The sequence below is a fragment of the Microbacterium sp. LMI12-1-1.1 genome (assembly GCF_040676455.1).
In the GTDB taxonomy this organism is placed as follows: Bacteria; Actinomycetota; Actinomycetes; order Actinomycetales; family Microbacteriaceae; genus Microbacterium.
In genome coordinates, this window is sequence record NZ_JBEGIA010000016.1 from 648235 (window position 1) to 674910 (window position 26676).

At 70.4% G+C, this 26676-nt stretch carries 23 protein-coding genes; 5 read left to right on the plus strand and 18 right to left on the minus strand.

Annotated elements, in window-relative coordinates; genetic code table 11:
• Positions 1-121: 121 nt before the first annotated feature.
• From MRBLMI12_RS20985 to MRBLMI12_RS21020, 8 genes are all read right to left on the minus strand, one after another.
• On the minus strand, positions 122-1714 hold the full coding sequence (locus tag MRBLMI12_RS20985) for an APC family permease (RefSeq protein ID WP_363358105.1): 1593 nt from the start codon (positions 1712-1714) through the stop codon (positions 122-124).
• A 175-nt stretch (positions 1715-1889) separates the two neighbouring features.
• Complete coding sequence (locus tag MRBLMI12_RS20990; protein ID WP_363358106.1) at positions 1890-2528, minus strand: TetR/AcrR family transcriptional regulator; 639 nt, start codon at positions 2526-2528, stop codon at positions 1890-1892.
• A 47-nt stretch (positions 2529-2575) separates the two neighbouring features.
• A complete protein-coding gene (gene atzF / locus MRBLMI12_RS20995) occupies positions 2576-4258 on the minus strand; it encodes an allophanate hydrolase (RefSeq protein WP_363358107.1) in 1683 nt (560 codons plus the stop codon).
• Complete coding sequence (uca, locus tag MRBLMI12_RS21000; RefSeq protein WP_363358108.1) at positions 4255-7881, minus strand: urea carboxylase; 3627 nt, start codon at positions 7879-7881, stop codon at positions 4255-4257. Before uca ends, atzF begins: the two co-directional genes overlap by 4 nt.
• Positions 7878-8603, minus strand: coding sequence for an urea amidolyase associated protein UAAP2 (locus tag MRBLMI12_RS21005; RefSeq protein ID WP_363358109.1), 726 nt, complete (start codon positions 8601-8603; stop codon positions 7878-7880). The genes uca and MRBLMI12_RS21005 overlap by 4 nt, the downstream gene beginning before the upstream one ends.
• Positions 8600-9442, minus strand: coding sequence for an urea amidolyase associated protein UAAP1 (locus tag MRBLMI12_RS21010; protein WP_363358110.1), 843 nt, complete (start codon positions 9440-9442; stop codon positions 8600-8602). The genes MRBLMI12_RS21005 and MRBLMI12_RS21010 overlap by 4 nt, the downstream gene beginning before the upstream one ends.
• The gene (locus MRBLMI12_RS21015; protein WP_363358111.1) at positions 9439-10038 is read right to left on the minus strand and encodes a biotin transporter BioY; all 600 of its coding nucleotides are present in this window, start codon (positions 10036-10038) and stop codon (positions 9439-9441) included. The genes MRBLMI12_RS21010 and MRBLMI12_RS21015 overlap by 4 nt, the downstream gene beginning before the upstream one ends.
• A 155-nt stretch (positions 10039-10193) precedes the next feature.
• Positions 10194-10973 (minus strand): sulfite exporter TauE/SafE family protein, encoded by a 780-nt coding sequence (locus tag MRBLMI12_RS21020; RefSeq protein WP_363358112.1) that lies wholly within the window; start codon positions 10971-10973, stop codon positions 10194-10196.
• Between the two features lie 95 nt (positions 10974-11068).
• Here MRBLMI12_RS21020 and MRBLMI12_RS21025 point away from each other — a divergent pair, with 95 nt between their 5' ends.
• On the plus strand, positions 11069-12493 hold the full coding sequence (locus tag MRBLMI12_RS21025) for a GMC oxidoreductase (RefSeq protein ID WP_363358113.1): 1425 nt from the start codon (positions 11069-11071) through the stop codon (positions 12491-12493).
• A 12-nt stretch (positions 12494-12505) separates the two neighbouring features.
• Here MRBLMI12_RS21025 and MRBLMI12_RS21030 read toward each other — a convergent pair whose 3' ends face one another.
• Complete coding sequence (locus tag MRBLMI12_RS21030; protein WP_363358114.1) at positions 12506-13333, minus strand: N-acyl homoserine lactonase family protein; 828 nt, start codon at positions 13331-13333, stop codon at positions 12506-12508.
• Positions 13330-15120 (minus strand): allophanate hydrolase, encoded by a 1791-nt coding sequence (locus tag MRBLMI12_RS21035; RefSeq protein ID WP_363358115.1) that lies wholly within the window; start codon positions 15118-15120, stop codon positions 13330-13332. Before MRBLMI12_RS21035 ends, MRBLMI12_RS21030 begins: the two co-directional genes overlap by 4 nt.
• Before the next feature lie 16 nt (positions 15121-15136).
• Between MRBLMI12_RS21035 and MRBLMI12_RS21040 the strand changes: the two genes are divergently transcribed.
• On the plus strand, positions 15137-15496 hold the full coding sequence (locus MRBLMI12_RS21040; protein ID WP_363358116.1) for a cupin domain-containing protein: 360 nt from the start codon (positions 15137-15139) through the stop codon (positions 15494-15496).
• Positions 15497-15533: 37 nt separating this feature from the next.
• On the opposite strand, the gene MRBLMI12_RS21045 is transcribed toward MRBLMI12_RS21040, so the two are convergent.
• Positions 15534-15986 (minus strand): hypothetical protein, encoded by a 453-nt coding sequence (locus MRBLMI12_RS21045; RefSeq protein ID WP_363358117.1) that lies wholly within the window; start codon positions 15984-15986, stop codon positions 15534-15536.
• 1 nt (position 15987) lies between these two features.
• Positions 15988-16752, minus strand: a complete 765-nt coding sequence (locus MRBLMI12_RS21050; RefSeq protein WP_363358118.1) for an amidohydrolase family protein — start codon at positions 16750-16752, stop codon at positions 15988-15990.
• Between the two features lie 255 nt (positions 16753-17007).
• On the opposite strand from MRBLMI12_RS21050, the gene MRBLMI12_RS21055 reads away from it, so the two are divergent.
• Complete coding sequence (locus tag MRBLMI12_RS21055; RefSeq protein ID WP_363358119.1) at positions 17008-17643, plus strand: cyclase family protein; 636 nt, start codon at positions 17008-17010, stop codon at positions 17641-17643.
• Positions 17644-17708: 65 nt separating this feature from the next.
• On the plus strand, positions 17709-18395 hold the full coding sequence (locus MRBLMI12_RS21060; RefSeq protein WP_363358120.1) for an alpha/beta hydrolase: 687 nt from the start codon (positions 17709-17711) through the stop codon (positions 18393-18395).
• A 48-nt stretch (positions 18396-18443) separates the two neighbouring features.
• On the opposite strand, the gene MRBLMI12_RS21065 is transcribed toward MRBLMI12_RS21060, so the two are convergent.
• The 6 genes from MRBLMI12_RS21065 to MRBLMI12_RS21090 all read right to left on the minus strand — a co-directional run bounded on the left by MRBLMI12_RS21065 (position 18444) and on the right by MRBLMI12_RS21090 (position 25974).
• The gene (locus tag MRBLMI12_RS21065) at positions 18444-19721 is read right to left on the minus strand and encodes a metal-dependent hydrolase family protein (RefSeq protein ID WP_363358121.1); all 1278 of its coding nucleotides are present in this window, start codon (positions 19719-19721) and stop codon (positions 18444-18446) included.
• A gap of 6 nt (positions 19722-19727) precedes the next feature.
• The gene (locus tag MRBLMI12_RS21070; RefSeq protein ID WP_363358122.1) at positions 19728-20501 is read right to left on the minus strand and encodes an ABC transporter ATP-binding protein; all 774 of its coding nucleotides are present in this window, start codon (positions 20499-20501) and stop codon (positions 19728-19730) included.
• Positions 20498-22228: a dipeptide/oligopeptide/nickel ABC transporter permease/ATP-binding protein gene (locus MRBLMI12_RS21075; RefSeq protein WP_363358123.1), complete on the minus strand. Its 1731-nt coding sequence runs from the start codon at positions 22226-22228 to the stop codon at positions 20498-20500. The genes MRBLMI12_RS21070 and MRBLMI12_RS21075 overlap by 4 nt, the downstream gene beginning before the upstream one ends.
• A 2-nt stretch (positions 22229-22230) precedes the next feature.
• A complete protein-coding gene (locus tag MRBLMI12_RS21080; RefSeq protein WP_363358124.1) occupies positions 22231-23298 on the minus strand; it encodes an ABC transporter permease in 1068 nt (355 codons plus the stop codon).
• A 43-nt stretch (positions 23299-23341) separates the two neighbouring features.
• Positions 23342-24910, minus strand: a complete 1569-nt coding sequence (locus MRBLMI12_RS21085) for an ABC transporter substrate-binding protein (protein WP_363358125.1) — start codon at positions 24908-24910, stop codon at positions 23342-23344.
• Between the two features lie 437 nt (positions 24911-25347).
• A complete protein-coding gene (locus tag MRBLMI12_RS21090) occupies positions 25348-25974 on the minus strand; it encodes a hypothetical protein (protein ID WP_363358126.1) in 627 nt (208 codons plus the stop codon).
• A 139-nt stretch (positions 25975-26113) separates the two neighbouring features.
• Here MRBLMI12_RS21090 and MRBLMI12_RS21095 point away from each other — a divergent pair, with 139 nt between their 5' ends.
• Entirely contained in the window at positions 26114-26611 is a 498-nt protein-coding gene (locus tag MRBLMI12_RS21095; RefSeq protein ID WP_363358127.1) for a RidA family protein, read from the plus strand.
• Positions 26612-26676 lie beyond the last annotated feature (65 nt).

Below are 26676 nucleotides of genomic sequence, written 5' to 3' on the forward strand. Positions count from 1 at the left end.
CCGACCAACGAGAGTCCTCTTGAGCGCCATCACCTCAGGCTCAGGAGAACGCACGCCGGCGGCACCCGGTTGTCACGGGGCGCCTCCGGCGCGCATGCATCCTTGCCGAGGTCCTCGGCCCCTACGCCTCCCCCTCGCCGGCGGCGACGCTCACGGGCGTCGAGGCGGTGATCGGGATATGCGCGAGAACGATGGGGCCGCGCGCGCGGCGGTGCAGCAGCAGGTAGCCACCGCCGATCGCGAGGCTCAGCCCGATCGTGATGAGCGCGCTCCACTGCAGCAGCGGCGAGTTCCCCTCCAGGTCGTAGATCTCGGGACGGGGCCACACCAGGTTCACGATCATGGCGAGCTGGAACGCGACCGCGAGTCCGTTGAGCAGCAGGCCCCAGCGCCCCAGGGTGAACAGCGGCTTGCCGCCCTCGTCGACGCCGGTCGGCAGGCCGCCGGTGCGACGGTGACGGAATCGTGCAATCAGCAACGGCGCGGTGACGCCGAGGTAGGCGATGTAGATCATCGCGATGCCGATGCTCGACAGCGCGGTGAACAGAGCGGGCTGACCGAAGTTCACGACGAGGGCGATCGCCGCGCCCACCCCCACGACGACCGATGCCGTGATCGGAGTGCCGGTGCGGCGCGAGACGCGGCCGATCGAGCGGTGGAAGGGAAAGGCGCGTTCCCGCGACATCGAGTACATCATGCGAGCGCCCGCGGTCTGCACGGCGAGCGTGCACGCGAAGACAGCGACGGCGACCGTGCACAGCATGAGACGCCCGCCGACATCGCCGAGGACGGCGGTGATGACGTACGACAGTCCATAGGTGGCGAGCTGCCCGTCGTCGAGGCTGGGTGCGGCCAGCAGCGCGCCGATGATGAGCAGGGCGCCACCGAGTCCCGAGAACGCCAGCGCCCGCAGGATCGTGCGCGGCGTCGTGCGACGCGGGTTGTGCGTCTCTTCGGCGAGCTCGCTCGCCGAGTCGAAGCCGACGAGGACGTAGGCAGCCATGAGCGACGACGCGAGCCATGCGAACAGGTAGGGCTCGGTGCCCACGCGACCCTCGGTCGTGAGGAGGATCGACGGGTCGCGCTGCGGCAGAAGGAAGAGGATCGCGATCAGCACGATCGCGCCGACGATCTCGATCACGACCCCGAACGAGGTGATGCGGGCCATCAATCGGACGCTGAGGATGTTCACCGTGGTCGTCGCGGTCAGCATGATCAGTCCGAGCACGATCGCGTTCGCAGCGCCCGTCGGGGACGCGATCGACGGGTCGGCGCCCGGGCCGCCGACGATCTGGAAGCCGTCCCAGATCGCGGGCAGAACGGCTTGTACGGCGATCGCGGCGACGGCGACCGTGATGACCTGGCCGATGATCATCGTCCATCCCGTCATCCAGCCGAAGACCGTTCCGGCGAGGCGGCTGGACCAGTGGAAGATCGCCCCCGAGATCGGCCAGCGGGCCGACAGCTGTGCGAAGTTGAGCGCCACCAGGAGCTGGCCGACGAAGACGGCTGGCCATGTCCAGAAGAACGCCGCTCCCCCGAGGCCGAAACCGAGGGCGAACAGCTGGAAGACGGTGGTGAGGATCGAGACGAACGAGAAGCCGGCCGCGAAGGACGAGAACGACCCCACGCCGCGATGCAGCTCCTGGGTGTAGCCGTGATCGGTGTCGGCACCGGAGTGGTGGAGGGAGGATTGCCGTGCGGTCAATGCCATGTCGGGCCCTTTCGGATGCGGCGTGGGGGACGTGCCCGGACAGGCGATGGAGCCCGATACCTGTCAGGCGATAGTTATCGTGTTTCGAGTGTGGAGGCCCGTGGTTCCACACCGATTGCCGCCCCGTTTCAGGCGTGTAACAGTGTTTCCACGGTCGAGCGACCGTGGAGAGGGCTCAGCGAGCGGCGGCGATCGCGGACTCGTCCAGGCCGCAGACCCGCAGGCACGCGTCCGCGATGTGAAGAGCGTCGATCGACTCGCCGTCGCGGCGCAGCGGAATCACGATCTCGACGAGATGGATGATCGCGGCACCGAGCTCAGCGGCGGTCCACGAAGCGCGTATCGCATCGGTGGCGGCATCCCACGCGAATGTTCCGTAGGCATCGCGCAGCTCGCGCCGGGAGGCGCGGAAGCCGTCGAACCGATCACGATTCGCCTCCGGCAGGAGGTAGAGGATGCCGATGTTGTGAGGGGCGGAGACGAGCGTCTCGACGTCCCGGACGGCGAGCCGGTGCAGCGCCACGGCGGGCGCGAGGCCGCGGTCGGCGCGCAGGCTCGCTGCGAACTCGACGCTTGGGCGCACCGTGCGCTCGAGCAGTTCGACGAGGATGTCGTCCTTGCCCGCGAAGTGGTAGTACAGCGACGCTTGACGGATGCCGATGCGGTCGGCGATCGCGCGGGTCGTCGTGGCCGCGAACCCATGCTCCACGAACAGTGCGGCGGCGGCGTCGAGGATCTCGTCGCGCGGGGCCAGATGGGTGGATCCGGCGGTGGCCCGGGGCCTGCCTGCGCGGGCTCGGGGCGTCGTGCTCATACCGGCATCCTCGCACGATCGTGCGAGGATGCCGGTCGCTGGGCGGGTCAGACGGCGGCCAGGTGGGCGCGCCAGCCGCCCCGGGCCGAGATATCGACCGCGCCCTCGAGCGCGGCGGGCGTCGCGAGGAATCCGGCGACGCGCGTACCGTCAGCCAGGGACACGGACCCGATGGCCAGCGGCGGCGGGACCGCATCGACGACGGCGGCGAAGCCCTCGGCCGAGAACTCCCACACCTCCCCCGCGATCGTCGCGCCCCCCGATCCGGTATGCACCAGCCCCGGCTTCGGCGGCGTTGTCGCGAGCGCGTGGAACGTGTACTCCCCGACGGTGCTCGCCGCGCCGACGAGGCGACCACCCGCGCTGACCAGCTGGCGGTTGAGCGGCTCCCCCGTCAGATGCGCCCCGACGACGAAGAGACGACGAGGAGCCGCCTGGAAGCGCTGGGCGATCTGCGCGAGCACCCGGTCGGTGAACGCCGGCCCGGTGACCATGATGCCGAACGGCAGCCCGTCGACCAGGCCGCTCGGCACCGCGAGGGCAGCCATGTCGAGCAGGTTGGCGAAGTTTGTGAACCGTCCCATGCGGGAGTTCGCCGCGATCGGCTCGGCCGCGACTTCGGCGAGCGTCGGATGCCAGGTCGTCGTAGGGGTGAGCAGCGCCGCACAGCCTTCCAGCGCTTCGGCACCGCGCAGTCGCAGCTCGTCGAGGCGCTCCATGTCGGCGAACAGCTCATGCGCGGCGGGGGCAGCCCCGGCGCGGATGATGCCCGCGACCGTCGGGTCGAGATCACCGCCGATCTGCTCACGGTGCTCGTCGATGTGCGCGCCCACCGCGCTGTATCGCTCGGCGACGAAGGCCCCCTCGTACAGCAGCCGCGCGGCGTCGAGGAGGGCGGAGATGTCACGTTCGACGACCTCGAACCCGGCCGAACGAGCGGTGGAGACCGCGGCCTCGAAGGCCTCGCGCCATCCGGCGGCGAGACCGTCGAGCTGCGCCGGCAGGGGCACCGCGAGGCGCGCGCGAGGCGGCAGCGCCGCGTGCGCGGCATCCGTCCTCGCCAGCGGATCGCGTCCGTCGAGTCCCGTCATCGTCTCGACGGCGGTCCGGGCGAGCTGGAGATCGCGGGCGAAGACCGTCACGACGTCCTGCGTGCGACACGCGGGCACGACGCCCGTGGTCGGCACCAGACCCTTCGTCGGCTTGACGCCGACGATGCCGTTGAGGGCAGCCGGCACGCGACCGGAGCCCGCGGTGTCGGTGCCGAGCGCGAGATCCACGATCCCGAGCGCGACCGCCACACCCGAGCCCGACGACGAGCCGCCAGAGATGCGGGCGGGATCCCACGCGTTGCGCACGGCACCGAACGGCGATCGCGTGCCCACCAGCCCCGTCGCGAACTGGTCGAGGTTCGTCTTTCCGACGACGATCGCCCCGGCGGCACGCAGACGCGCCACCGCGGTCGCATCGGCGGCCGGCTCGTAGGAGAAGGATGCCGATCCTGCCGTCGTCGGCAGTCCCGCCACGTCGATGTTGTCCTTGACCGCGACGGTGAGTCCGGCCAGAGGCAGGTCCTCGCCCGCCTCGACCCGTGCATCGACTGCCGCCGCCTCGGCGACGAGATCCTGCGCGTCCCGCAACGAGATCCAGATCTCGGGACGTTCGACGTCCGCGATCCGCGCGAGGGCGCGGTCGACTGCGGTGCGAGCGGTGGTGTGCCGGCCGGTCATGCGTGTGCTCCGATCGCAGCGAGGATCTGTCCGGGAGCGACCTGCTCTCCGGGTGAGGCATACAGTTCGAGCACGCGGCCCCCGCGCGGTGCGACCACTTTCGACTCCATCTTCATGGCTTCGACCGACAGGATCGGATCCCCCTCGGCGACGGACGCGCCGACGTCGACGGACAGCTGCCACACGGTCGAGGCGAACGGGGCGTAGACGGGCTCGGCACCCTCGGGAAGCACGATCTCGGCGGATGCGAGCGGGGCCGGCGGCTCGTCCGAGCGCTCGAACTCGCCCGCAAGACGCCAGCGCTCGCGCTCCTCGGAGAAGGCTGCGCTCTGGCGCTCGCGGAATCCGGCGATCGACTCCGCGTTCGCCTCGAGGAACCGCTGGTGCTCCGCGATCGAGAACGTGCCGTCGACGGTCTCGTACCGCCCGCGCCCGGCATCCGTCTCGGCGCGCAGCTCGAGCAGCTCCTCGGCCGAGACCGGGTACCACTCGATGCGATCGAAGAACCGCAGCGCCCACGGATTCTCCTGGAACAGGCCGCCCCGGCGGAAGCGGTTCCAGATCTGCACCGTGCGGCCGACGAACTGGTAGCCACCCGGGCCCTCCATGCCGTAGATGCACATGTACGCGCCGCCGATGCCGACGGAGTTCTCGGCGGTCCACGTGCGCGCCGGGTTGTACTTGGTCGTGACCAGGCGATGGCGCGGGTCGAGGGGTGTGGCGACCGGCGCTCCGAGATACACGTCGCCGAGGCCCAGCACGAGGTAGCTCGCGTCGAACACCGTACGGAACACATCGTCGACGGAGTCGAGTCCGTTGATGCGGCGGATGAACTCGATGTTCCACGGCGTCCACGGCGCATCGCCTCGGACACCGTTCATGTACCGCTCGATCGCCAGGCGCGTGGCCGGATCGTCCCAGCTGAGCGGCAGGCGCACCGTGCGAGAGGGCACGACGAGCTCGCTCGTCGGCGGCACCTCGGCCTCGAGCTCCTGCAGCAGGGCCGCCATCTTCGACGCCGGCAGGATCGACGGGTCGGTGTGCACCTGGAGCGAGCGGATGCCGGGAGTCACGTCGAGCACGCCGGCAGGGGCGTGCTCCGCCAGCGTCTCCTGCAGGGCGTGCACGCGCATCCGCAGCGCGAGGTCGAGCTGCATCGGACCGTACTCGACCAGCACGTTCGAGTCGCCGTCGCGGCGGTAGGTCACCGCCGGGTCGTCGCCGGATGCCTCCTTCCGCGCGTACACGCCGTCGTCTCCGTCGCCGCCATGTGTGATCAGGGTCGGCGACGCACGTCGGTTCACCAGCGCGGGCGCCTCCGCCTCGGCGACCGGCGAGAACCGCACCCGGTCGCCGGGGCGAAGCTGGCCCACCTTCCACAGTTCGCCGCTCGCGACGACCGCGGGGCACACGAATCCGCCGAGGGAGGGACCGTCCGGACCGAGGATGATCGGGGTGTCGCCGGTGAAGTCGATCGCGCCGACCGCGTACGGGGTGTCGTGGATGTTCGAGGGGTGAAGGCCCGCCTCGCCGCCATCAGGGCGCGCCCAGCGGGGCTTGGGCCCGATGAGCCGCACACCGGTGCGGGCCGAGTTCAGGTGCACCTCGTAATCGGTGGCGTAGAAGGCGTCGAGGTCATCGCGCGTGAAGAACTCCGGCGCGCCGTGCGGCCCCTCGGTGACGCCGATCGTCCACGCGTCGGTGAGCGCCGGCCGGCGCTCGGCCGGCGTCGCGTCGCCGAGTGGTGCCGACACGGCGGCGGGGCCGATCGTTCCGGGGCGCAGCACGTCGCCGGCGAGCAGCGCGCGCCCGCCGTGTCCGCCGAATCCGCCGAGCGTGAAGGTCGATGCGCTTCCCAGGTACGCCGGCACGTCGAATCCCCCGCGCAGGGCGAGGTAGGTGCGCAGGCCCGGGCCGGTGGCGGAGCCGATCGCCAGCATCGAACCCGCGGGCACGCGGACCGGTTCCCACAGCGGGATGCGCTCACCGTCGATCGTGTTCATCGCCGCCGCCCCGGTCACGGCGATCACCGCGGCGTGCGAGAACCGCAGCGTGGGCCCCGTGAGCGTGATCTCCAGCCCGGGCGCGCCTTCAGGGTTGCCCACTGCCAGGTTCGCCTCGGCGAGCGAGACCCGATCGAACGGGCCGCTCGGCGGAACGCCGATCTGCCAGTAGCCGACCCGGCCGGGAAGATCCTGCACTGTCGTCATCGCGCCCGGCGCGATCACGTCGATGCGCGGATCGGGGTCCTCTGTCACGTCGAGCGTCGACGTGCTGTGCGTCGCAGCGACGAAGGCGGGGGCATCCGCCAGTGAACGCAGCAGGCCGAGGTTGGTGACGATGCCATCCACATGACTGGCGCCGAGTGCGGTGCCGAGCAGTTCGAGAGCCGCGCGGCGATCGTCGGCGTGCGCGATCACCTTCGCGAGCATCGGGTCGTACGAGGCGGTGACCTCGGTGCCGTCCTCGACCCAGCCGTCCACCCGGACGCCCGCCCTCGGTTCACTGCCCTGCCCCGGGAAGGCGGCGCGGGTGACCAGGCCCGTCGAGGGCAGCGAGTTCCGGCCGGGGTCCTCCGCGTACACGCGCGCCTCGACCGCAACACCGCGCGGCATCCATTCGCGAGAGAACAGGTCGCCGGGAAGCCCTGCGGCGCCGTCCCGCGCGAGCGTCAGCATCATCGCGACCAGATCGACGCCGAACACCTCCTCTGTGACCGGATGCTCGACCTGCAGGCGCGTGTTCACCTCCAGGAAGGACGCCTCCTCGCGCGCCGGATCGTAGACGAACTCCACGGTGCCGGCACTCCGGTACGAGACCGAAGCCGCGAGCTCGCGCGCCGACCGGTGCAGCAGCTCGCGCACGCGATCGGGCAACGCCGGTGCCGGCGCCTCTTCGATGACCTTCTGATTGCGCCGCTGCAGCGAGCAGTCGCGGTCGCCGAAGACCGCGACCCCGCCCTCGCCGTCGCCGAACACCTGCACCTCGACATGACGGGCGGGGCGCACGAAGCGCTCGAGGAAGATCCCCGTCGACCCGAAGCTCGCCGAGGCGAGCGCCGCGACGCGCGCGAACGCGTCGCGGACCTCGGTCGCGCTGAAGCACGCCTGCATGCCGATGCCGCCGCCGCCGCCCGTGGCCTTGACCATGACCGGGTAGCCGATCCCGTCGGCCGCGGCGACCGCCTCGTCGGCGTCGCGCAGGAGGCCGGTGCCCTGCACGAGCGGGACGCCCGCGCGCCGTGCCAGCTCTCGTGCGGTGTGCTTCTCCCCGAACGCGGCGATGTGCTCGGCGGACGGACCGACGAATCCGATGCCGGCCTCCTCGACGGCCGCGGCGAACGTGAGGCTCTCCGACAGGAAGCCGTACCCGGGATGGATCAGCCCGGCCCCGGTCGCGACCGCGGCCTCGAGCACGACATCCGTCCGCAGATACGACTCCTTCGGGGCGGCGGGACCGAGGCGCACCGCCTGATCGGCCTCGCGTACGTGGGGCGCCGCGCGGTCCGCGTCGGAGTAGACGGCGACCGTGCCCATGCCGAGCTCGCGGGCCGAGCGGATGATGCGCCGCGCGATCTCGCCGCGGTTGGCGATGAGGACGGTGTCGCGGGAGAGGGAAGTCATCGGGTCTCCTCGGTGTCACGCGGGTCCACTGTGATCATCCGCAGCGGAGTGGGGTTGAAGTCGTTGCACGGATTGTTCATCTGCGGGCAGTTCGAGACGACGACGAGCACATCGCGCTCGGCGCGCAGCGCCACCCGCTTGCCGGGGGCGCTCATGCCGTCCACGATCCCGAGGCGCCCGTCGGCCTCGACCGGCACGTTCATGAACCAGTTGATGTTCGAGACGAGGTCGCGCGCGCCGAGGCCGTGGATGGCGCCCTCGGTGAGGAAGTTCTCTCGGCACGCGTGCTGGAACGACACGTGATGGCCGTACCTGAGCGTGTTGGATTCCTTGGAGCACGCACCGCCGATCGTGTCGTGACGATCGATCTCGTTCGCGACGACGGTCATCAGCGGCAGCGATTCGTTCGAGAGGAGCACCGAGCCTTCGCGCAGGTAGGCGTTGCCCTGTGCGACCAGCGTGTCGGGGGCGCTGTAGCGGTGAGCGGTGTCGTGCGCGTCGAACACGAGGAAGTCGGCGGACTGGTTGCCGCCGACGTCGACGATCGTGAGCACGTTTCCGGCGGCCACGACAGCCGACCACGACGCGTTGGACGCGACGCGGTCGTCGGCGACGACGCGGCCCGCGACCGCGGCGTCGCTCCAGTCCAGCGGCGAGTCGGGTGCGGCGACAGCGCCGACCGGCACCGCGCTGTCGAGAGGTGCAGTGATTTGGGTGGTCATAGTCCGCATGCCTCCGCATAGTCGAGGGTGTTGAGATACGCCCGGCGCGATTCCGGGGACTCGGCGAACCGCGGATCGTCGGGCAGAGTGGGCGATCCCCGCCACGCGTGCACCCGCAGCGGGCCGCTCCGGTAGCCGGAGGCGGGGTCTACGGGGTGCATCACGTTCGCGATCAGCACGATCAGGGGCATCTCGGCCACGAGCGTGACGGACGTGCCCGCTCCCGCGGACCCGAGCCACTCGACCGCGCCGTCCGCAGCGACGCGCACCCCCTGGAAGAACGAGATGCTCGGCGGCAGGTCGCGCGCGCCGAGCCCGTGCTTCGCGGCGGCCTTCAGGAACAGAGCGCGTCCCGAGGGCGCCGGTCCCTCCGGACGCGCGTCGCCGAATCGAGCGCGGTTCGCGGCATCCGTCGACGTGCCGAACAGGGCGTCGTGACGTCCTGAGGTGTCGTCGACGATCGTGGCGAGAACGCGCCCGTCACCGGAGAGCAGTGGATGCCCCGCCCCCAGGTACGCCTGCCACGGGATCTTGACGGTGTCGGCGGCGTTCAGCCGTTCCCACGGCTCGTGCGCGTTGAACAGGAGCACGTGCGCATTCGCGTCGCCGGTGGGGTCGTCGAACCGCATATGCGTGCCCCGCGCGATGACGCGGTGCGTGTATCCGCCCGGGGCCACCGTCTCACCCCATGTCAGCGACGCCGGGTCGATGCCGCACGGCGCGAACGGGGATGCGGAGGCCGGGAGGTACGGCATCCACTCGCTGGTCAGTCCGCCCTGGGCGCGGGCATCCGCACGCGCGTTGCCTACCGTGTCGGTGGCGCGCTCCTCCGCGCTCATCGCTCGTCCTTGCTCGTGGCGCGTGCGACGAGCACCGTGGCGCCCGGCACGAGCACCGCGGCGGCGGCGAGCTTGATGGCGTCGCCGGCCAGGAACGGGAAGAGACCTGCGTTCGCCGCGTCGCCGAGCGTCATGCCGAGCGAGATCGCCAGCCACGGCACCCCCACTGCGTACACGGCAGCGGATCCGGCGACGAGCGCCGCGACCGTGGGCAGCACTCGGCCCGACGAGTGTTCCACGATGCGACCGACCAGCCATGCGGCGATGACGAAGCCGACGAGATACCCGCCGGTCGCGCCGAGTACGACGTCGATCCCCGACTCGGCGGACGCGAACAGGGGGACGCCCAGCGCGCCGGCCACGAGGTAGACGAGCATCGACGCGGCGCCGCGCATCGACCCCAGCGTGGCGGCGACCAGCAGGACGCTGAAAGTCTGAAGTGTGAACGGCACGGGGTGCAGCGGCACGACGACCTGTGCGGCGACCGCCGTGAGCGCCGCACCGGCGCCCACGAACAAGAGGTCTCCGACCGCCGACCTCGGAACGATGCGATCGATGAGGGATGCCCGCGAGCGCGGGACACTGACAATGGCCATTCCGGAACTCCCTACCCATATCTGTCAACCGACAGGTATCTGAGTATGGAACGGCCCGGTGTCGCCGCGATTGTCGAGACGTTTCCGCCGTGTAACAGCTCGCCCGGGCCTGCAACGCGGAGGGTGGGGTGCCCAGCACGCCCCGCGATAGTCGTTCAGCGAGAGCGACGCCCCCGGGTCGCCTTGACCGCCATCTGCGCCGCGATGAACACGAGGAAGACGGCGAAGAGCACGTTGCCGACGAACGGGTCGACGATCGTCGCGAGCCACGCGCCGAGCGCCGTCGTCGTGCAGGCTGCGAGTCCGACGCACGCCGCCGACACCAGGTCGACGTTGCCACGGCGGACGTTGCCGATCGTCCCGGAGATCGCCGCGGGGATCATCATGAGCAGTGACGTGCCCTTCGCGACGAGGTCGCTGGTGCCGAAGACCATCATCAGCACGGGTACGACGATGATGCCGCCGCCGACCCCGATGAGACCCGAGACCGTGCCGGTCACCACGCCGAGCAGCACGAGGGCGACACCGCTCCCCCACGTGAGCACGAGCTGGGCGTCGCGGGAGGGGATCACCAGGAAGAGGGACACGATGACGGCGGCGAGGAATCCCACGAAGATCCAGCGCAGCGCGGTCTGCGACACCTTCGGGAGGAGCCACGTGCCGATCTGCGCGCCGCCGACAGCACCGGCCGCGATCAGCAGGGCAGGGATCCAGGCCACTGCGTCGTTCAGGCCGTAGGAGATCACACCCACCGTCGCGGTCGGCACGATCGCGGCGAGCGACGTCCCCGCTGCGAGGCGCTGGTCGAAACCGAGGAGCAGCACGAGCAGCGGCACGACGACGGTCCCGCCCCCGACACCGAAGAGGCCTGACAGGAGGCCCGCCAGAAGACCGATCCCGATGCAGATCGCGATCCCGCGGGGAGTGCGTCGCATGATGCGAGCCGAGGTCATGACCTCTCCAATCGTGTGGATCCAATCTCTCCAATATAGGATACGACTGCTCCCGCCCGCAGAGAGGAGCCACTACTGTGGCTGACGTCATCGTCGTCGGACTCGGCCCCGCCGGGATCATCGCGGCACGCGTGCTGGGACGAGCCGGCCTTTCAGTGGTGGCCATTCAGGCCGAGGCTGCTCCGCCCGGACGCGCGCCGCTGGCTGCGCCAGCGCCCACGCTACGCAGCACTTCAGACGACGAGGCGTTGCCGCAGGCCGCGCCACCGGCAGGACTCGACACCGTCGGCGGATCGAAACTGCTCGCCGCTGCGCAGGCGTACAGGCTGGACGACTGGTCGTTCGAGATGCGGTCCGCGACCGAGCGCCGCTACGGCCCGCTTCCCCCCGACTCCGATGTGGTGGACTGGCCCATCAGCGCCGCGGAACTCGCGCCGTGGTACGACATCGTCGAGGACGCCGTCGATGCGGCCCCGAGACCCGCCACCGCGTGGACCGATCGGATGAGCCTCGCTGCCGCAGGCCTCGGCTGGGAGCCGTTCGCGGCTCCCGCTGCAGCATCCCCCGACGCGGCCCCGCTTCTCGTCGGCAGCGATGTCGAGGTCGTGCGCGCAACCGTGACCGCGATCCTGCGGGGATCGACGGGTGAGGTCACCGGCGTCGAGTACGTCGACGGGGCCGGTGACCTGCGCACTCGCGCCTGCGGCGCGGTCGTGGTCGCAGCATCCGTCGTCCCGAGCATCCGCCTCCTGCTTCTGTCCGGCCTCAGCGCCGATGGGCGCGTCGGTCGCTGGTTCCTGTCCCACAACGCGTTCGTCGTGCATGGAGACTTCGCGGGCATCGACCTCCGCCGCCGCGATGCTGGCCCGGCGAGCGCCGTCGCGGTCTCGGAGTTCGAGGGCGACCGGTTCGACCACTCCGGCCTCGGGTTCCTGGGCGGATCGCTGCTGCAGGCCGCGATGACCGGCCCGTGGTCTGCGCAGCGCCTCGACGCGGCCGCCGAGGGACTCTCGCGACGGACGACCGGTGGCGCGGATGCCGCGACCTGGGTCCGCGCGCACCATCGATCGATCGGCACGGTCTGGGCCCAGCCCGATCAGCTCCCCCGGGCCGACAACGTGGTCGACCTCGACCCGGTGCACCGCGATCCTTCGGGCCGCCCGGTCGCGCGGATCACGTTCTCGCTGGCCGGCGACGACCGGCGACGCTGGGAGTTCCTCGCCACGCGTGCGGCCGAGTGGCTTCGCAACGCCGGGGCCCGAACGACATGGCGTCCACCTCTGCAGGCACAGCCGCTGGGCACCCATCTGTACGGCGGCGTGCGCATGGGACAGGATCCTGTGGAATCGGCGGTCGATTCGTTCGGACGGTTCCACGGCGTGCCCGGCCTCGTCGTCGTGGGGTCGTCGACCTTCCCGTCGACGGGCGGACGCGGTCCGGTCGAGACGATCGAGGCGCTCTCGTGGCGGGCTGCGTCCCGGCTCGCCGACGACCTCCGCTGAGGCGCCCCTCCCTCAGCGGGCCTCGATGACGTCGCGCCACGGCTGCCACTCGGGGTCGTGCCCCGGCCAGACCTCGATCTCCGCACGTGCATCGAGATCGGCGAGGCGCCGGATCGCCGCCTCGGCGCGGACCTCGTCCTCCCTGGCTGCTGTAGACCCCGTGGGGAGGCGCCGGTCGATGTTCGCACGCAGGTCCGCCGCGTCACCCGCGAGGACGACGGTGCGCCCGGGCAGGTCGACGACGAACGACTGGTGGCCGGGCGTGTGGCCCGCGGTGTCGATCGCCGTCAGCCCGGGCGCCATCTCGACGTCGCCGTCGAGGAGCGCGATCGTCAGCTGGGGATGGTCGAAGTCCTCGCGGAAGAGGAAGGCGGCGCGCTCGGAGTCGGCTGAGCACACGTGCTCCCATTCGCGTCGCTGCATGAGCAGCGGCTGCTCTCGCCGCAGCAGGCGCGCGGCGCCGGTGTGGTCCAAGTGCGCGTGGGAGATCGCCGCGGCGGCGAGGTCGCGCCAGTCGAGGCCGGCCTCGGCGACCTGGTCGACGAGCGGATCGCCCGGCGGCACGATCGGCAGATAGTTCTCGTAGTCGAAGCTCGCCGCTCGGCGGACGGGATCGCGCACCCGCGACGGATCGAACCCGCCGTCCAGCAGCACCCAGCCTCGGTCGAAGACCACAGCCGCGGCCGTCACCGGTTCCATCAAGTGACGGAACCGGCTCCCGCCGCGCACGGAGATCGCCTCGCAGATCGGCTCGAAGCCGAGCACGAGCGGCACGATGCGCTGCGGTCGCCCCTTGAGGGCGAGCGGGGCGGAGTCCGTCCACTCGACCACGGCCGTCACGACAGGGCGCTCCGATAGGCACGCCAGCCGCCGTGCTCGGTGATGTCCGCGGCTCCCTCCAGGGCGACGGCCTCGCACAGGAATCCTGTGATCGTGCGGCCGTCCTCGAGACGGACCGGCCCCACGCCCATCGGCTGCGGAAGGGCGGCGACGAATCGGGCGAAGCCCGCGGCCGGCAGCTGCCACACCTCCCCGGCGATCCGTGCCCCGCTCGTCGACGATCGAGCGAGTCCGGGCTTGGCGGGCACCGTGGGGAGCGCGAACAGACGATACTCGGCAGCGGTGCGCACGTCGGCGACGAACGAACCGCCCGCGTCGACGAGCTGCGGGTTGAGCGGCTGACCGCGCAAGTGCGCCCCGACGACGAGCAGCTCGAGATCGGGAGCGGCGATGCGCTCCGCCAGCTGCGCGAGCGTTCGATCGGCGAACGGCGCCCCCGTCAGGATGACACCGAACGGCAACCCGCCGACGAAGCCGGCCGGAACCGCCAGGGAGCTCATGTCGAGCAGATTGGCGAAGTTCGTGTAGCGGCCCATGCGGCTGTTCACTGCGACCGGGTCGGCCGCGACCTCGGCGAGGGTGGGGTGACCTGTCGTGGTGGGAGTGAGCAGGGCCACCGCATCGCCCAGACGCCGGCGCCCTTCGAGGCCGAGACGCTCGAGCCTTTCACGGTCGCGGAAGTAGTCGGCGGCGCGCGCCTCCGCTCCGGACAGGATGATGCCGGCCACCGTGGGATCGAGGTCCGTGCCGATCAGGTCGCGGTGCGCGTCGATGAAGTCGCCCACCGCCGCCGTCCGCTCGGCCACGAACGCGCCGCCGTACAGCAGTGCCGCGGCCTCGAGGAGCGGCGCGATGTCGACCTCGACGATCGTGGCTCCGGATGCCGCGACGCGGCGCACGACGGCGGCGAACGCGTCCGCCCAGCCCTCGGCGAGACCCTCGAGGTGCTCCGCGGTCGGCACCGCGACGATCGGCGCGGCATCCAGCGGGGGTGCCGGACGGTCGATGCGGGCCAGCGGGTCCACGCCATCAGGACCCGACATCAGCTCGGCGGCACGGCGTGCCGTGGCGAGGTCGCGCGCGAACACGGTGACGCAGTCGAGGGTGCGGCACGCGGGCACGACACCCGTCGTCGGCACGAGCCCGATCGTGGGCTTCACCCCGACGATGCCGTTGAGAGCTGCGGGCACGCGCCCCGATCCAGCCGTGTCGGTGCCGAGCGCGAGGTCGGCGATGCCCAACGCGACGGCGACGGCCGAGCCGGAGCTCGATCCGCCCGAGATGCGCTCCGGGTCCCACGCGTTGCGCACGGCGCCGAACGGGCTCCGCGTGCCGACGAGACCGGTCGCGAACTGATCGAGGTTCGTCTTGCCCAGCACGACGGCACCGGCCCGCCGCAGGCGCGCGACCGCCGGCGAGTCCTCCGTCGGGCTGTACGCGAAGGTGCGGCTGCCCGCCGTCGTCTCGAGCCCGGCGACATCGATGTTGTCCTTCACGGCGACCACGACGCCCGCCAGCGGCAGCTGCTCCCCCGATGCGACGCGCGCGTCGATCTCGGCCGCGTCGGCCGCGGCATCCGCCTCGCCGCGGAGCGAGATCCAGATCTCCGGCCGCTCCACCTCCGCCAGACGCGCGTACGCCGCGCGCACGCGGGCGACGGCGCTCATGCCCCACCCCGCGTGACGATCATGCGCAGCGGAGTGCAAGAGAAGTCGTGGCACGGAATGTTCATCTGCATGCGGGGTCCGTTCTCTGGTAACGACATCCGTTGAGGATCCATTATGCATTGTTTAGGATCCAATCATGACGCATTCATACAATCCCGCCGAGATCGACGTCGCCGACCTCGAAGCGAAGCCCCTGGCACCCCCGTCCGCCGAGCCCTTGTCGGGCGAGATCATCACCCGCTCGAAGGTCGAGTTCGCCAACGACGAGCGGACCATCATCTCGGGCACATGGGAGAGCGATCCCGGCACGTCGCGGTGGGAGTTCCTCACCCGCGCCGAGATCATCCATCTTCTCGAAGGCGCAATGACCGTCCAGCGTGACGGCGAGGACGCCGTCCAGCTCACACCGGGCAGCGTCGCGTACTTCCCCCTCGGCTGGACCGGCGTCTGGACGGTGACCGAGCCGGTGCGCAAGTTCTACGTCGTCTACAAGTGACCGCGAGGGGCGTCGCGCCGGCGTGGCGCCCCTCCCCTCACCAGCGGCGCAGCCGCTTCGCCGGCAGAAGGTCAGAGACCTTCATCCGCACGATGTCGTCTCCGCGCGTGACCCACACTCCGGAGCCCGGCCAATAGTCGGTCAGCAGCTCGGCACACACCCCGCACGGCTCGATCACGTGGGTCGTTCCCTCGACGCGCCGCAGGACACTCACGATCGAGATCACTTCGGTGCTCGCGGACACGCCGCGGGCGAAGACGAGCCCCGCCGCGACGCCCTCCGCACACACGCTGCTGCGCCGGGCCGAGCCGTCCACGTGCACCCCGAGGTGCACAGCGCCGTCGGCGGTGCGCATCGCGGCGACCACCTCGTGTCGCCCAGGGACGTAGACGCCGTCGAGCAGCGCGATCGCGGCCTCGAGGAGCTCCGCATCGGCGTCGCCCATCGCGTCGGGGCGGCGGGCGGGCGGTCGCGCGGCGGCGTCGGACACCTCAGCCCCCGATGCGCAGGATGCGGGCGTAGTTGCCGCCTTCGACCAGCGCGCGGTCGGCGGCATCCGGAATCGCCTTCGAGATCTTGAGCCGCTCGATGTCGAAGTCGGATCCGGGCCATTCGGTGCCCATCAGGATCTTCTCGCCACCCAGGCGGGCGTACGCGCGTTTCACGTCGGCCATCAGCGTGGCAGACGTCTCGAGGTACACGTTCTCGCGGCGCTCGGCGACGATGATCGCCTCGGGAACGTTCCAGACCGCACCCATGTGGGCGATGATCGTGGGCACATCGGGGTGATCCTTGGCGATCTCCTCGATCGCGAAGGGCGCGCAGAACGCATCGTCCAGAGCGTTGATGATGATCGTCATCCCGAGCTCCGCACACAGCCGGAAGACCGGATCGAGCAGGCCGTGGTCTGCGACGTGATACCCGTGCATGCTCGGGTGCAGCTTGAGTCCGCGGATTCCGGCGGCGTTCATGCGCCGGATCTCGTCCAGTGCATCGTCGGCCTGCGGCATGACCTGCCCGAAGCCGATGAACCTCTCGGGGTAGGCGTCCTGGAGGCCGATGATGAAGTCATTCTCGATGCGCTGCGCGAGCGAGCACACCATCGCCATGTCGATGCCCGCCGCGTCCATCCGGGTGAGGATCCGATCCGGGTCGAACGGCGTGTAGGCGGGAGGCTCTTCACCGGGGCGGGCGCCGGTCAGATAATCGGACCGCCCCCGCACGTCCTGTGTCGTGTTGTACGCGTCGATGATCATGCGTCGCCCTTCAGGTCACTGGGAATGGATCCACTTTACGGTTTATAGGATACATTCCGGAGGCGGGAAGGGGAACATGACGCTCGCGCGGGACATCACGAGGACCCTTCCGTTCTGGGTCGTGTTCAGTGTCGCCGCCCTGGGCGCCATCTCCAACTCCGCTGTGACTCGATCCCAGCGAGAGCGAAGCGCTCCAGGGTAACGGGATACACTTTCCTCAACAATGCATCCAATTCAGCCCGGCCGGAGGAAGACATGACCGACGCCATCGACATCAACATCCCCATCCACGGCGACATGCTGCACTGGGGCCGCCGCCCCACGTACGAGATGGTCGAGCAGATCGCCGACGGGTACCCGTCCGATGTCTCCCGCTGGCTGATCGGCGCCCACACGGGTACGCACGTCGACGCGCCCTCGCACTTCGTCCCGGGCGCGGCGACCGTCGACCAGATCTCCCTCGAGAGCGTCGTCGGACCCGCGCGCGTGCTCGATCTCCGCCACGTCGTCGAGGAGATCACCGCCGAAGACCTCGCGGCGGCCGGCGCAGCGGGCGCCGAGCGGGTGCTGTTCCGCACCCGCAACTCCACCGACGCGCTGACCAGACCCGAGAAGTCCGAGACATGGGTCGGCCTCGGCCCGACCGGAGCCCAATGGCTCGTCGACCACGGGGTCTGCTTCGCCGGCAACGACTACATGACGATCGAGGCACCGGCCAACACCGAGGAGTGGCCGACGCATGTGATCCTCTGCACCGCAGGTGTCGTGATCCTGGAGAACGCCGACCTCGCCGAGGTCGAGCCCGGCGATTACCTGATGGTCTGCCAGCCGGTGCCGTTCGAAGGACGTGAGGCGGCGCCGGCACCGACGGTGCTGCTTCCTCTCCGTTGATGCGGAGTGGCGGATTCAAATTGGATCCGATATTGTCTGCATCGTATCCACAAGAGAGGCGTGCCATGCACATCGTCCTGGTCCACGGTATGGGCGGTTCCGATTTCGACTGGAGCGCCGTCGCTCCGCTGCTCGAGTCCGCAGGCTTCGGCGTCTCGGTCGCCGACAATCCCTCGCAGTCCCTCGACGACGACATCGCCGCGGTGCGCGCTCTGATCGACGCCGCCGACGACGACGTCCTCCTCGTGGGGCACTCGTACGGCGGCGCCGTCATCACCAACGCCGGCCGCCACGACCGCGTCCGCGGCGTCGTCTACATCGCCGCGTTCGCTCCGGACGAGGGCGAGACGGTCAACGGGATCGTGACCCGCTACGAGCCCGCCGAGGTCGCGCGGTTCATGACGCGAGGGCCGGACGGAGAGTGGATCGGCATCGAGAGCGACGAAGCCCGCCAGGCGCTTTCCTGGGATGTGCCCGAGGATGTGATGCAGGCGCGCAGCACGCGACGCCGCGCGAGCGCGGACGCGATCTTCACCCAGCCCACGGGGGTGCCCGCGTGGGCGAGCAAGCCCGCCTGGTACATGATCGCGACGCTCGACAAGCACCTCCGCCCCGAGGCGCAGCGCGACATGGCTGCGCGAGCGGACGCCACGATCGAAGAGGTCGCGACCAGCCACTCTGTGCCGCTCGCGGCGCCCGGGGCCGTCAGTTCGTTCGTCTCGCGCGCGGCGGTCGCACTCGCGCCGGTGTGAGCGGCGCCGTTCGCGTCGTCTGATGCACGGCGCCGAGGGAGCGCCGCCTCAGCCGGACCGCCGGTCGTGGTCGACGACCACCCTCCCGGACTGCATCACCATGCGCACTGCACCGGGTTCGGCGAGCCGCTCGATCGCAACCAGCGGATCGGCATCCGTCACGACGAGATCCGCTATCTTGCCGGCCACCACGGATCCGACGCGATCACCGACTCCGAGCAGGTCCGCACCCACCGCCGTGCCGGCACGGATCGCCCCGATCGGCTCCAGTCCGGCCCCAACGAGCCACGCCAGCTCCCGGAGGTTCGCGCCGTGCGGAACGACCCCCGCGTCGGTGCCGAGCGCGACGGGCACCCCTGCGGCGATCGCGCGTCGCACCGAGTCCATGCCCCGTTCACGCATCCGCTCGCGCTCGCGCCGTCGCTCGGGCGCGACCTGCGGACCGATCTCGCGCATGAGGGTGCTCAGCGTCGGCACCAGCACGGTGCCGCGATCGGCCATGAGCTCGATCGTGTCTGCCGACAGGTCGTAGCCGTGCTCGATGCTTCCCGCGCCGCCGAGCACGGCGGCGCGCGCCGCGGCGTCGGTGAGTGCGTGTGCGGTCACCGGGCGCCGCCCGCGTTCTTCGGCGAGGCGGCAGATCAGGCGCACCTGCTCCTCAGTGATGCCCACGTCCTCCGGCTCGTCGGTCGGCGATCCCGATCCGCCCGATGTCGACACCTTGATCGCATCGGCTCCCATGCGGATCAGCCGCCGCACCGTGCGGATGACGTCCTCGTCGGTGTCGACGAGGCCGGGCTCGGGCATCCCTGCGCGCACCGCCCACGCGGGCAGGCTCCCGTTCGGGAGGAACGGGTCGGCGTGGCCCCCTGTCGGCGACAGCATCGCGATCGCCAGGTGCAGCCGCGGCCCCATCGCGGTCCCGTTCTGGACCGCGAGCCGATAGCCGGGCGTGAGTCCGTCGAGGTCGCGCGCCGTCGTGACGCCCGCCTCGAGCGTGGCGCGCAGCTGGGCCGCGATCTCGAGCACGGCCTCCTCGGGGAACCAGGCACGCTGCTGCTCGGCCGGCGCCGGGACCATCGCGAGATGCACGTGCACGTCCACGAAGCCGGGCAGGAGCCACATGCCGGAGAGATCGACGATGCGACCCGCGCCGTCCGCGGCGGGCGCACGCATCGGGCCTGCGTACTCCACGACGCCGTCGTGGACGACGACCTCGGAATCGGGCACCGGGGTCGCCGCCTCGCCGTCGATCAGCGTCGCACCACGGAACGTGGTCCTCCCCTGCGCGACCGGGGTGAGGGGCAGCCGTGCGTGTGCGCGCACCACCGCTCAGCTCACGAGGGCGAAGCCGGGCGAGCCCGGGTCGGCGTCGAGCAGTCGGCGCGTGTACCAGTGCTGCGGATCGGCGTAGATCTGCTCGACCGGACCGGATTCGACGACACGCCCCTGATAGAGCACCACGACCTCGTCGCTCACCCGCTGCACGACTGCGAGGTTGTGCGAGATGAACAGCACGGTGATGCCCAGCGTCTCCTTGATCTCAGCGAGCAGGTCGAGGATCTGCGCCTGCACCGAGACGTCGAGCGCCGACGTGATCTCGTCGGCGATCACGACGTCCGGCTCGATCACCAGGCCGCGCGCGATCGCGATGCGCTGGCGCTGTCCGCCCGAGAACTCGTGGGGGTAGCGATGCATCATCTCGGGCTGCAGACCCACCAGCTTCAGCCACGAGGCGATCTTCTCCTCGTGCCGGGCGACCCGTGCGCGTGCCGGGTCGATGGCCTCGGCGAGAGTCTGCGCGATGGTGCGTCGCGGGGACAGCGACGAGTAGGGGTCCTGCGGGATCATCTGCGTGCGCCGGCGATGCCGCCGGAGCGTGGCCCTGTGGCGCGCCGTCAGGTCGTCGCCGTCGACGACGACGTGTCCGGCCGAGGGACGCACCTCGCCGACGAGGACCTTGGCGAGCGTCGACTTGCCCGATCCCGACTCGCCGACGATCCCGACCGTGCTGCCGCGCTCGACCGCGAGATCCACTCCGTGCAGCACCTGCACGGATCCGAATGAGACGTCGAGTCCGCGGACATCGACCATGGGCCCGGTCATACGCCGACCTCCTTCTGAACACGCCGGTCCGGCAGCGACACGACTGGGGTCGCCGCGAGAAGACGCTTCGTGTAGGGATGCTTCACCATCGCGTCCGTGAGATGCGTCGTGTCGTCGATCTGCTCGACGATCTCGCCGTCCTTGAGGACGAGCACACGATCGCACAGCGCCCGCACCACGCCGAGATCGTGCGAGATGAACAGGATCGCGGTGCCTGACTCGGTGTTCATGCGCTTGAGCACCGTCAGCACCTCGCGCTGCACCGTCACGTCCAGCGCGGTGGTCGGCTCGTCCGCGATCAAGAGATCTGGGTCGGGGCTCATGGCGGACGCGATCATCGCCCGCTGCTTCATGCCGCCCGACAGCTGGTGGGGGTACTGGCGGAGCCGTCCCTCGGGATCGGTGAGCCGTACAGAGCGGAAGCCCGACAGCAGCTTCGCGGTCGCTTCTCGACGTGTGTGCCCCAGGCGCAGGCGCAGGACGTCGGTGAGCTGATTGCCCAGCAGCAGTGCCGGGTTCAGCGACGTGCCGGGGTCCTGATAGACGAGCCCGATGCTCGAGGCGAGCTTGCGGTCGGAGACCTTGCCGAGCAGATCGGTGCCGGCAAGCTCGAGCCGTCGCGCGGAGGCGGAGAGCCCTTCGCCCAGCAGCCTTGCGACCACCGAGGCGGTGAGCGACTTGCCTGAACCCGACTCGCCGACGATGCCGAGCACCTCACCGCGGCGGATCGTGAACGACACGTCCGAGACGAGCTCGCGGCCGCTGGACTCGTGGGTGACGGTGATGCCCTCCGCGACCAGGACGGCGTCCGACGGCACGGGCGCCGAGGACGGCGGCTCGGCGGAGCGCACGAGTCGCGCCTGGGTGCTGTTCGAGCGCGGGTTGGCCGCCGCCGCAAGACCGTCGCCGACGAGCAGCGCGGCCAGCGACGTGAAGGTCAGGGCGACGGCGGGGCCGACGATCACAATCGGGTTCACCATGATCTTGCTGAGCCCCTCGTTGAGGAGCGTGCCCCAGTCGAACGCCGGCGACTGGGCGCCGAGCCCGAGGAACGAGAGGCCTGAGATCTCGACCAGGGTGCCGGCGAAGGCGCCGGCGATGAGGATGAGCGTGGGCTCGGCCATGTTCGGCAGCACGTGCCTCGTCGCGACGCGCAGCGTGGGGACGCCCATCAGGCGTGCCGTGGTGACGTACTCGCTCGTCGAGATGCGCGCAGCCAGGTTCGCCGTGAGCCGGGCGAACCCAGCGGTGTTGGCGACCGCGATGGCGATGACGACCTGCACGATGCCCTGCCCGAGGATCGCGGCGATGATGATAGCGACCAGCATGGTCGGATAGCTCACCGCGAACTCGATGCACCGCAGCCCGAACTCGCGCACCCGCCGGGGCGCCAGCCAGATCGCCACGCCGACCGCGATTCCGGCGAACGCCGCCAGCCCGGTGGCGATGACCGCCATCAGCACCGTCGGTCGGGTGGCGACCAGTGTGCGCGCGAGCATGTCGCGTCCGAGCGTGTCGGTGCCGAGCGGGTGCTCGGGCGTGGAGCCGGAGTTGGGTGGGCCGCTGCCGAGCCCGGTCGCCTGGTCGGCGAGGAAGATGGGGGCGAAGATCGCCACGAGGGCGATGATGGCCAGCATCGCCAGACCGGCGATGAGCCCTCCGTTCCACGCGAAGGCGCGGGGTCGCGCGGATTCTGCCGTCTGCACGGCTGAGGTGGTCGCGGACACGTTCAGTCCCCCAGGGTTCGCGGGTCGATGATCCCGAGGATCACGTCGATGAGGAGCGTGATGACGAGCGAGATCACGCCGATGACGAAGACCGCCGCACGGATCACGGGATAGTCCTTGTCGATCGATATGGCCTGCACGATGACGCCTCCGAGGCCCGGCCAGGCGAACACCGCCTCGGTGATCAGCGCCGATCCCAGCAGCGCCGTGAGGATGATGCCCGACAGTGTCAGTGCCGTCGTGAGCAGATTCGGAAGCATGTGCTTCGCGTAGAGGGCGAGCGCGGGAAGCCGCCAGCCGCGGGCGGTGCGCATGTAGTCCTGCTCGAGGATCACCGCCGCCTCGCGCCGCACCACGCGGGCTACCGCGCAGGCGCCGCCGAGCGTGAGCGAGAGCACCGGCAGGATCGCCGCCTGGCTGAGGTCATAAGCCTGCGAGTACGCCGGCGGGAGTGCGCGGAGCCAGACCGCGAAGACGACGACGAGGGCCGTCGCCTGCACGTAGACCGGCACCGAGGAGATGAACCCGGTCACGACGTTGAAGGATGTGCCGAGGACGCGGCGACGGTCTCCGCGCGTCGCCACACCGACCGCCATGCCCGCGGCGATGCCGACAACGAGGAGCAGCAGAACCGCGGGGATGGTGATGGCGAGGGTGTAGGGCACGGCCGCCATCACCACCTCGAGCGCGGGGACGCGGAACCGGTAGGAGTCGCCGAAGTCGCCCTGGACGACGCCGATCATGTAGTTCGCGAACTGGACCGGGATCGGCTGGTCGAGGCTGAGCTGCGTGCGCACCATCTCGACCTGGGCGAGGGTGGCGTTCTCGCCCGCGATCGCGGTGGCCGGATCGCCGGGGATCAGCTGCACGATCAGGAAGGTGATCACCACGAGCAGGGTGACATTGACGATGAGCCCCGCCGCCCGGCGCAGCAGGAACCGGCGCCAGGCTCCGGCCAGCGAGGCCGCGCGGGTTCCGCCGCCCGGGTCTGGGCTGTCGGGGCCGTCGGCGTGGATGGGTGGGCCGCCCGGGCCGGTCGGCATGGAGGTCACGATGGGGATGATGCTCATGTTCGAGTCTCCTGTTTGTTCCGGCCCGGGCAGCTCGTCACGGTCAACCCGTGATGCGCACCGCCGACGGGTCCCAGTATCCGTTGAACACGTAGGCGGCGAAGCCGGGACGGGTCACATACCGGTGAGTGTCCGTGATGAGCGGCATCATGTCCACCCGCTCGAGGATCGTCTCCTGGGCCGACTCGAACGCGGCGCACTGCTCGTCGGCGTCGGCCGACTCCATCGCCTCGGCGAAGAAGGCGGCGCCCTCCGCGTTCTCGGCGCCGACCACGTTGGTGCCGCCCTGCGGGTAGGTCGGGCCGAGGTAGCGGGCGATCGACAGGTGGATCAGGCCGGGGCCGGCATTCTCCGCCGCGACCGCGACATCCCAGTTCTGCGGCTCGGTGCGCATCTGCGACGACCACTCGGCGGGATCCGGAGCGGACACCTCGACCGTGGCGCCGGCGGCGCGGAGAGATTCTGCAAGGTAGTCGGCCGCAGGATCCCAGTTGCTCATGATGAGGAGCCGGATGGTCTGGCCCGCCAGCTCTGCGGACGCGACCTCCGGGTCGTAGCTCTGCAGCAGTGAGGGATCCTCGAGCGCGCACGAGTACCCGGCCGAGTTGACCGTGTACTGCGTCTCACCGAGGCCGTCGAGGCCGGCGTCGTTGAACCCCTGCGGGTCGATCGCCTGTGCGACGGCGGTGCGAAGCTCCTGGTTCCCCTCGAAGATCGAGCCCGAACCGGGCGTCTGGTTGAACACGAGGTTGTACGCCGAGCTGGCGAACGTCACCGTGCTGAAGCCCTCCTCGTCGGCGAATCGCAGGGCATTCGAGTCGTAGAAGCGCGCGCCGTCGATGCCGCCGGAATCGAGCAGGTTCGCGCTCGTGTTGCCGTCGGGCTGCACGGTGTAGTTGAGGGTCTTCGCAGGGGTCCCCTCGACGCTCGTCCATGCCGGCCACGCGTCGTAGTCGTCGCGCAGGGTGAAGCTCACACTGACGCCGGGCTGCTGCTCGGTGAGAAGGTAGGGCCCCGAGAACGCGCCCTCGACGCTTCCGGCCGCCAGACCCTCCGGGTCCTCGATCCCGGCAGGGCAGATCACGCCGAGCCCCGGCTGCGAGACTCCGCCGAGCAGCTGCGAGTACGGCTCGCTGAGGGTGATCTGCAGTGTCCCCGCTTCGTCGTCGGCGGTGAAGGTGGGCGATCCGGAACCGAAGGCCTGGTTCTTCCACGTCACGGCTGCGGCGTCCTCGAGTCCGACGAGGTACTCGAACGAGCCCGCGACGACGCTCGGCGTGATCGCCGTACCGTCGGCGCACGTGGCGTCGTCGCGCAGCGTGAACGTGTAGTCGGAGGAGGAAGCGGACTCCCACTCCGTCGCAAGGCCGCCGATGAGCCCGTCCTCCCCCGCGCGCAGCAGGGTGTCGAAGCCGAGCCGCGCGTTCTGCAGGTCGGAGGTCGCGGAGGCCAGCGCCGGATTGAACGTCGCCGGCGCGTACCAGAGCTCGAGGTTGATGGTGTCGGTCTCAGCGACCGGGGCGCCGTCGGCGTTGCTCGCGGCACAGCCCGCGAGCGCCATGCCGACGACCGCGACGAGCGCGGCTCCGGCGAGCGATTTCTTGTTGCGCATGCTCATTCCTCTCAGGACTTCAATGACTTCGGGTGCGTCGGCGTCGGGTCGGCGCCTCTCGGGAGCAGGGAGCGGGTGACGCTGCTCAGGAAGAATCGTACGGTGTGGATCCAATCTAGCGATTTACGCATCCAATCTTGTTTCTGTCGGGTTACATTCCACAGTGAGATCCACGCGAGCGCGCCGAAGGAGGGCCTGCCGCCCGCGTGCCCGCGCAGCGCTACCATGTGGGACCGCCAGAGGGCGCGGCGAGTCGCGAACGATGGGCGAGTCGGCCGCGTGAGGCAGGATTCGCGAGCGTCCCGACCGCCGAGAGCCGACGAGCACGGGTGCATACGCGCATTCGGAACGCTCCTTCGCGTCGAGGATCCATCATGGATCCAATCTATTCTCTTATGGATCCGTTTGAATGTCGAGAGTGTTTCCGCAGCGTTTCATCACACCGGGAATCCGACGACCACTTCCTGAACCCACGACATCACGGCCACGCCGGCCGCGGCAGCTGGTCCCATGGCGTCCGGCGACTCGCCGCCGGCGGCCAGCCGCACGTCGCCGACCACTCCGTCGAACGGCAGCTCGGGCCGGACGCCATCGAACAGCGAACGACAGCCCCACAGCAGCGGACCGCGTGATGCCACACCGGGCACGCCGACCCGGACGCCCGCCGTGTCCACCTCGCTTCCGGCCGCCGCATACTCAGGCTGCACGCTCACCTCGAGCCGTCCCGGCCCACCCGGAATGCGCGCGACGACCCGGTAGCGCCGGTCGGCGTCGAGTCCGCTCGCCGAGGTGACGGCGACGGGGCCGTGCCGCGTGCCGACGACGAGCGACACCCGGCCCGACGGGTCGAGTCCGACCGACCAGCCGGCCGCGTGCTCCGCGCACGCCAGCGCGACCTGGGCGCCTCGCCCGGCATCCCCCGGACGCGCCGCGGCGAGCAGGAGGGAGACCGTCAGCCCTGCCGCCCCCAGCGCCGGCACGCGATCGATCCGCGCATAGGCGGACAGGGCGGGCGCCGACACGATCCGCGGCTGCGACATCTCCTCCATCGCCGTCTTCTCCATCCCGCTCCCCTTGACCTCTGCCAAACGATCGCCGAATCCTTGGTTGGATCCACATCGTCGTGAATGCATCCAATTCTATTTACAACGGATCCGTCAAGGTAGGCTGATCCTCAACCACTCCGACAGAGGACAGGACGTCATGTCGACACCGGAACAGCGCGCCCGCGAACTCGGACTCGAGATCCCCGACTACACCGACCCGCCGTACGGCGGCCGCTACGGAAGCGGACTCAAGGCCTTCCACCGCACCGGCGACCTCGTCGAGCTGAGCGGGATCACGCCCGAGGACCGCGCAGGAAATCGACGGCATCCCGGAGTCGTCGGCGCCGACATCAGCGTGGCGCAGGCGCGCGAGGCTGCCGTCCTGACCGCGACCCAGGCTCTCGGGCTGATCCGCCTCGCAGTCGGATCGCTCGACAACGTCGCCGGGCTCTCGCGCGCGCTCTGCTTCATGCGGACGACTCCGGAGTTCGACCGGCTGCACGAGGTCGCCGCCGGGGCCACCGAGCTGTTCCTCGACGTCTTCGGACCCGAGGTCGGATCGGTGGGCCGCGCATCGGTCGGAGTCACCAGCCTCTCGCGGCACAACTGCTTCGAACTGTGGCTGAGCTTCGAGGCCGTTCCCGCCGGCAGCTGAGTTCGCGATCGCATACGCACGCCGCCCGGCGCCGATCTGCGTGATCGGCGGCGGGCGGCGGCACG